Origin of the sequence: Meiothermus sp. (assembly GCF_025056915.1) — a bacterium.
In the GTDB taxonomy this organism is placed as follows: domain Bacteria; phylum Deinococcota; class Deinococci; order Deinococcales; family Thermaceae; genus Meiothermus.
In genome coordinates this window covers 1-6931 of sequence record NZ_JANWVH010000113.1, presented here as the reverse complement: position 1 = coordinate 6931, position 6931 = coordinate 1, and the positions used below count along the sequence as shown (strand labels likewise).

The following is a 6931-nucleotide window of genomic DNA, read 5'->3' as shown; positions in this document are numbered from 1 at the left end:
AGACGTGCCTCACCGAGGTGAGGCACGCTGGTCTGCGTTGCGTCTGTGCCGAGACGCATGTTTTCGAGTTTCCAGGCGGCCACGGTTCTGTCGAGGGCAAAGGACTCCTGCCACCGTATGGCTCTTTTTTTTTGAAGAGCGCTCCAAGGCATACAAGCAACTCTTTGGGAGAAGGTAGTGGGGGCAGGGGGGCGGGTCTTCAGCACCCGTCCCCCGTTTTCCACTTCCTGTTCCAAACTGTTCAAGCAAAGTTGGTCTAAATCTTGGGGGCCCTTGTGTCCCGCGCAATCAACGGCGGGCCCGGTTCGCCTCGAGGCTGGCGGCTAGTTCAGCCAGCGGCTGCGCTGGTAAGGGCAGCGGGCCATTTCGGGGCATTTGCGCCTTCCCTGGCGCAGAGCGGCCACTTCAGCCGGGTTGAGCGCCTCTTTGCACACCGCGCATCTCTCGGTGACCCTGCGGGGCACCTGGCGCATCCCCAGGGGGCGAAAGCGGGCAGGCCAGACCCCCCGCAGCACCCGGAAGAGGAAATAGGCCACCAGGCCCAGAAGCAGCGCAGCAAGCAGAAAATCCATAGCCAGGCCATTCTACGTTTCCACCCAGGCCGGGTGCAGGCCCCTGGGCCGGGGTTTTAGTCCTTGAGCTTCTTGGCGGCCTCAATCAGCGCGGGCAAAACCTGGTGCACGTCGCCCACAATGCCGTAGTCGGCAATTTTGAAGATGGGAGCCTCGGCGTCCTTGTTGACCGCCACGATGTACTTGCTCTTGTTCATGCCAGCCTGGTGCTGCACCGCGCCCGAAACCGCCAGGGCGATGTAGACGTTGGGCTGCACGGTCTTGCCGGTCTGGCCCACCTGCTCGCCGTAGGGCCGCCAGCCTGCGTCCACCACCGCGCGGGTCGCCCCCACCGCCGCGCCCAGCGCACCGGCCAGCTCCTCCACCCCCGCGAAAGCCTCGGGGCTGCCCAGGCCGCGCCCGCCCGTGACCACCACGGTGGCCTCGGTCAGCGAGACCCCTTTCTTCTGTTCGCTCAGGCGCTCGAGCACCTCCACCCCACCCGGAAGGCTGACCTCGAGGGCCTCCACCGCACCGCTGCCCTCCGGCTCGGCCAGGGGGGTGGTGTTGGGTTTGGCGGTGAAGACCACCGGCAGGGGGGCCTGCTGGCGCTCGGTGACGCGGTTCAAAAAGCTATAGCGGGTGCCGATGATGTGCTGCCCGTCGGTGCTGGTTTGCAGGGTGTCTTCCAATAGCCCGGCTTTCATCTTGTAGGCCAGGCGGGCCGTCCAGGTACGGGCCTGGCGGCCCCCGCTGGCAACCACCACCCGCGCGCCGCTTTTTTGTACCGCTGCATGGGCGGCCTCGGCCCACTTCTCGGGCGTGTAAGGCCCCACCTCGGCGGCGTAAACAGCAGGCAGGTACCGGGCCGCCTCCTGGGCCACGGCCTGGGTGTTTTCACCGATGACCACACCCGCAATGGGCCCCAGGCTGCTGAGCTGCCGGGCCCGGCTGATGGCTTCCAGGGCGGCTTTGCGCAGGCGCTGTCCGTCGTGCTCGAGAATTACAAGAATCACAAAGAACCTCCAGTTATGCGGGTCACAGGCTCATGGTAGAGGGCGAACAAATCACGACCATGAGCTATGGGCTAGATCACCTTGGCTTCCTCGTGGAGCAGCTTGACCAGCTCGTGCGCGGCGGCCACGGGGTCTTTACCATCAATGAGCTTGTTCAGGCGGGTGCGCTCCTGGATGGTCTGCTCGAGCACGGTCACCTTGCTGCTGGCGCTGACGGGCACCTTCTTGAGCTCCTTGCGCTTGGCCTTCATGATGCCCGGCAGGGTGGGGTAGCGGGGTTCGTTGAGGCCCTGCTGGCTGGTAAAGACCGCCGGCAGGGCCACCCGCACCACCTCGGCGCCCTCGTCGAGGTCGTGCCTGGCTTTGGCGTGGGTTTCGCCTTCCAGCTCAATCTGGGTGGTCCAGCTCACCACCGGCCAGCCCAGCGCCTCGGCGATGGCCGCACCCAGGGCCTGGGAGTCCCAGTCGGCCTGCTGCCCACCGGTAAAAACCAGGGTGGGGGCCTCAGCCCGCAGGGTCTCGGCCAGAAGCTCGGCCTGGGTGATGGGGTCGGTGTAGCCCTCGGCCACCAGGTGAATGGCCCGGTCTATGCCCATGGCCAGCGCGGTGCGGATGGCCTCCTCGAAGCGCTCGGGGCCCAGGGCCACCACCACGCTCTCGCCGCCGTGCTTTTCCTGAAGCCTTATGACCTCCTCCACCGCCCACTCGTCCATCTGGTCGAGGATCATCGTGACCCCGCTAAGGTCAACCTTGCCCCCCTCAATCTTGAGCCGGGACTCGCCGTCGGGTACCTGTCGGATGACTGCTATGAATTTCATGATTGCCTCCATGGGTAAAGGGTCTATAGTCTATGGTCGATGGTCTAGGTCAGGGCCCGACTAAAGTCGGGGTCTAGGCTTTTAAGCAGCGCGTTGAGCTTACCATTTAGCGTGCTGGCTTGATCGTAGAGGGGTTGAACTGCGGTCTGTTGCAAAAAGCCGAGCTCAACGGCAAGGTGCAGCGAACAAACCGTTTCGAGCAAGGAGCCTCGAGCCTGGTACAGGAAGCGGCAGAAGCCCTCGTCTCTTTTGCGCCCTTTCCCCTCAGCAATGTTGAGCGCAATCGAGTTGGCCGCTCTTCTCAGTTGGCTTATGAGACCGAAGCGCTCCTTTTCGTGAGAAGCTTCGCTAAGCTGGAAGACCCGCACCGATAAGGCCACGCTTCGATGGTAAACCTCAAGCTGCTCAAATCCAAAAAATCCATTACCGCTGAGTTGCCGAGCATTACGCTGTATATTTCCCATAGGAAAGTTTCTTGACTATGGTCTATAGACCATCGACCATAGACTATTGACTCAACACATGCCGCGCGATGATCAGCCGTTGAATCTCGTTGGTGCCCTCGTAAATCTGGTTTAGCTTCACGTCGCGCAGAAGCTTTTCCACCGGGTACTCGTGCATGTAGCCAAAGCCGCCGTGAATCTGGATGGCCTGGTTGGCCGCCTCGAAGGCCATCTCCGAGGCGTAGGCTTTGGCAATTGCGGCGGCGTGGGCCTGGGGCTGCCCCTGGTCGGTTAGCCAGGCTGCGTAGTAGGTGTAGGCGCGGGCGGTTTCGATGCCCATCAGCATCTCGGCCAGCTTGAACTGGATGGCCTGAAAGTCGGCGATGGGCTTGCCAAAGGCCTCGCGCTCCTTGGCGTACTTGGTGGCTTCTTCCAAAGCCCGCCGGGCCACCCCCACGCTGCCCGCCGCCACCGGAATGCGGGTTTTGTCCAGGGTGTGCATGGCAATCTTGAAGCCGTCGCCCTCCCGGCCCAGCAGGTTCTCGGCGGGCACCCGGCAGTCTTCAAAGACCAGCTCATAGGTGCCACTGGCCCGCTGGCCCATCTTGCCGTGCAGCTTGTGGGCGCTAAAGCCGGGGGTGCCCTTCTCCACCACCAGGGCAATCACCCCTTTGTGGCGCAGCTCGGGGGCGATGGTGGCAAAGACCACCACCGTCTCGGCCTCGCCGCCGTTGGAAATCCAGGTTTTGGTGCCGTTCAGCACGTAGTGGTCGCCCTCGCGCACGGCCCGCGTCCGCAGCGCGGCGGCATCGGAGCCGTTGCCCGGCTCGGAGAGGGCAAAGGCGGCCAGCGCGGGTTTCTCGGTGAGTTTTTTGAAGAAGCGCTGCTTTTGCTCGTGGGTGCCGGCCAGCAGGATGGGGGTGATGCCCAGGTCGGAGGCCATGGGGATGGTGTAGATGCCCATGCAGCCCCAGGCCAGCTCCTCGCCGATGATCACCTCCTCGAGCATCCCCAGCCCCAGGCCTCCGTATTCCTCGGGGATGATGGCATTCAGCAGGCCCACCTCGTGGAGCTTTTCCACCACCCCCCAGGGCACTTCTTCCTTGGCGTCGTACTCGGCGGCGATGGGGGCAATCTGCTCCCGGGCGAAACGGCGGGCTAGCTTTTGCAGCTCCTTTTGTTCGTCGGTCAGGCTGAAGTCAATCGGCATGGCGGACAGCAGAAGGCTAAAGGCCCCGGGCCAAAAAGCGGTTTCCTCACTGGCTTTTAGCGTTCGGCTTTGGTTCACCTCCTTACAAAACTTCTTGTACTTAGTATAACTTTTTTCTTCCCGGCTCGTCTATCGTATCACGGGCCTGGTGAGGAAAAAACGTTATGTATGAAAATCCACAAACCCATCGGCCACAGCGCGTAGAATCCGCGCTATGAGCCTGCTCTTTAGCCCCCTGAAGCTGCGTTCGGTCACCCTCAAGAACCGCATTGTCATGTCGCCCATGTGCCAGTACTCAGGCCAGGAAGGGCACGTGACCGAGTGGCACCTGCTGCACTACCCCACGCGGGCCGTTGGGGGCGTAGGGCTTATTGTGGTCGAGGCCACGGCGGTGGAGGCCCGGGGGGGTGATCAGCCCGGAGGACCTGGGCATCTGGTCGGACGCGCACGTAGCGGGGTTGCAGGCACTGGCCCAGCGCATCCGGGAGGCGGGAGCCGTGCCGGGCATCCAGCTTGCCCACGCGGGGCGCAAGGCCGGTACGGCCAGCCCCTGGCAGGGCGGAAAGCCCCTGCATCGCTGGACACCGGTGGCCCCCAGCCCCCTGGCCTTTCACGAGGGCTGGCCGGTGCCGGAGGAACTCGACGCAGCGGGCCTGGACGAGGTGCGCCAGGCTTTTCAGCAGGCAGCCCGGCGGGCCCTTTCGGCGGGGTTTGAGCTGATTGAACTGCACATGGCCCATGGCTACCTGCTGCACTCGTTCCTGTCGCCCCTCACCAACCGGCGCAGCGACCGTTATGGGGGCAGCCGGGAGAACCGGATGCGCTTTGGGCTCGAGGTGGTGGAGGCGGTGCGGGAGGTCTGGCCTGAGGACCTGCCGCTTTGGGTGCGGGTCTCGGCCAGCGACTGGGTAGAGGGGGGCTGGGACATCACCGACACGGTGGCGTTCGCAGCAGAGCTGCAAAAACGCGGGGTGGACTTGCTGGACTGTTCTTCGGGCGGGGCCATTCCAGGCGTGAAAATTCCGCTGGGGCCGGGGTATCAGGTGCCCTTCGCGGCCCAGGTGCGCTTGTCCACAGGTTTATCCACAGGCGCGGTGGGCCTCCTGACCGAGCCCTTACAGGCCGAGGCCGTTCTTCAGGCCAACCAGGCCGACCTGATTCTTCTGGGCCGGGTTCTGCTGCGCGACCCCTACTGGCCCTACCGCGCCGCCCAGGCCCTGGGCGCCCGGGCCTGGCCCGTGCAGTACGAGCGGGCTTTCTGAGAGCTTTTCCCGGAACGAACCTACTACAGAGGCCTGTCGCGGGCCTCAGGTCTCACGTCGCGGACAAAGGTGCGCCGGGAGCGGCTGGCTTTTGGCTTTCAGCCCTGAGCGGTAAATTGAGCTATGGAAAACCCCTGGAAAACCTTTGTGCCCCAGGCCCCGACCCGGCTGGGCAAGCCCGAATGGTTCACCGGAACGGTCTATTTGAGCGAGCTGGTGGTCACACCAGCGCCCATGCACCTGCACCTGCTGCGGGTGATGTTTGCGCCGGGGGCACGCACGGCCTGGCACACCCACCCCAGGGGGCAGGTTTTGCACGTGGAGGCCGGGATTGGCTGGTTTCAGCGCTGGGGTGAGCCGGTGCGCGAGATGAAAGCGGGCGACACCATCTACTTTGCCCCGGGCGAGAAGCACTGGCACGGGGCCAGCCCCACCCATGCCATGATTCACCTGGCCATGCAAGCAGCGGTGGACGGCGTGAGCACCGACTGGCTGGAACAGGTCTCCGAAGCTGAGTACTGTCTTTGACCGAGAGCCAGGGCTTTCAGGCCAGCTCTTCGCGCCAGGGAGGGTTGGCGCCGGCCCGGGTGCAGGTTATGGCCGCCACTCTGGCGGCAAAGTTCAGCAGAGCGGTTAGCTGCTCGCGGTTCAGCGCTTCCAGCGCAGCCCGGGCCCAGACCCCACTTTGCCAAAGCCAGCTCAGGGTGCCGGACATAAAGGCATCGCCAGCGCCCACCGTGTCCACCACCTGTACCTGCGGCGCCTGGACTTGAATGGTTTCCTGACCCCTAACGGCAAAGGCCCCCTGGCCCCCTCGAGTCACGATGACCAGCGCCGGGCCTTGCTTCTGCCACTCCTGGGCAATGGCCTCGAGGCCCTCGCCAGGGTAGAGCCACTCGAGGTCGGCCTGGCTGACCTTGACCAGGTCGGCCTGCTCGAGCCAGCCCGCAAGCCGCTCGAGATAGGCCTCGCGGTTTGGAATCAAGAAGGGCCGCACGTTGGGGTCGAGGGAGATCAGCCGTCGCCGGGCCTCGCGCCGCATCAGGAGCTCGAGGCTCGAGGCCCCCGGCTCCAGCACCAGCGAGTACGAGCCAAAGTGCAGGGCCGCCTGGGGGGGCAGGGTGGCCGGCAGGTCTTCGGGGTAAAGCAGGCGGTCGGCGGTATTTTCACAGTAGAACGAAAAAAACTCACCCGACTCGGAAGGGGTGACCAGGGCCAGGGTGGTCAGTTCCGGGCCTTCTTGGACATAGGCCAGGCTGACCCTGCTTTCGGCCAGGTGGCGCCTGAGTAGCTGCCCGAAGGCATCCTGTGAAATTCGCCCCAAAAAGGCGGTGGGGGTGCCCAGACGGCCTGCCCCCATGGCTACGTTGTAGGGGGAACCGCCGGGATGAGGGACGTATGCAGTACCGCCGTTGCAGGCAGTGGGGGTCATGTCTATCAGGGCTTCTCCGGCGACAATCAGCATGTTTCCTCCTGGCATGGCAAGGGTCTGCCTAAAGCCGCAGTTTACTTTAGCGAAGTGTACCCGCATCGGCCAGGTTTCCACCATATCGCGCCCTTTCCAGACGTGGCCGCCCACGAAAACGAGAAGGGACAAAGAGACGTGCCTCACCTCTGTGAGGCACGCTTGT

The 6931-nt window shown here is 64.0% G+C and carries 7 protein-coding genes and 1 pseudogene; 2 read left to right on the top strand and 6 right to left on the bottom strand.

Going from position 1 to position 6931, the window contains the following annotated elements:
- Positions 1-323: 323 nt before the first annotated feature.
- The 5 genes from NZN28_RS13475 to NZN28_RS13455 form a co-directional block, all read right to left on the bottom strand.
- On the bottom strand, positions 324-572 hold the full coding sequence (locus tag NZN28_RS13475; RefSeq protein ID WP_295398991.1) for a hypothetical protein: 249 nt from the start codon (positions 570-572) through the stop codon (positions 324-326).
- A gap of 56 nt (positions 573-628) precedes the next feature.
- Positions 629-1567 (bottom strand): electron transfer flavoprotein subunit alpha/FixB family protein, encoded by a 939-nt coding sequence (locus NZN28_RS13470; RefSeq protein WP_295398988.1) that lies wholly within the window; start codon positions 1565-1567, stop codon positions 629-631.
- A 71-nt stretch (positions 1568-1638) separates the two neighbouring features.
- Positions 1639-2385, bottom strand: coding sequence for an electron transfer flavoprotein subunit beta/FixA family protein (locus tag NZN28_RS13465; RefSeq protein WP_295398986.1), 747 nt, complete (start codon positions 2383-2385; stop codon positions 1639-1641).
- Positions 2386-2429: 44 nt separating this feature from the next.
- The gene (locus NZN28_RS13460) at positions 2430-2849 is read right to left on the bottom strand and encodes a four helix bundle protein (RefSeq protein WP_295398983.1); all 420 of its coding nucleotides are present in this window, start codon (positions 2847-2849) and stop codon (positions 2430-2432) included.
- A gap of 43 nt (positions 2850-2892) precedes the next feature.
- A complete protein-coding gene (locus NZN28_RS13455; protein WP_295398981.1) occupies positions 2893-4038 on the bottom strand; it encodes an acyl-CoA dehydrogenase family protein in 1146 nt (381 codons plus the stop codon).
- A gap of 214 nt (positions 4039-4252) precedes the next feature.
- On the opposite strand from NZN28_RS13455, the pseudogene NZN28_RS13450 reads away from it, so the two are divergent.
- A pseudogene (locus NZN28_RS13450) lies at positions 4253-5300 on the top strand (NADH:flavin oxidoreductase/NADH oxidase).
- Positions 5301-5423: 123 nt separating this feature from the next.
- Positions 5424-5828 carry a cupin domain-containing protein gene (locus NZN28_RS13445; RefSeq protein WP_295398979.1) on the top strand — a complete coding sequence of 135 codons (405 nt, stop codon included), beginning with the start codon at positions 5424-5426 and terminating at the stop codon, positions 5826-5828.
- Between the two features lie 16 nt (positions 5829-5844).
- Here NZN28_RS13445 and NZN28_RS13440 read toward each other — a convergent pair whose 3' ends face one another.
- Positions 5845-6765 (bottom strand): carbohydrate kinase, encoded by a 921-nt coding sequence (locus tag NZN28_RS13440; protein WP_295398977.1) that lies wholly within the window; start codon positions 6763-6765, stop codon positions 5845-5847.
- Between the last annotated feature and the right edge of the window lie 166 nt (positions 6766-6931).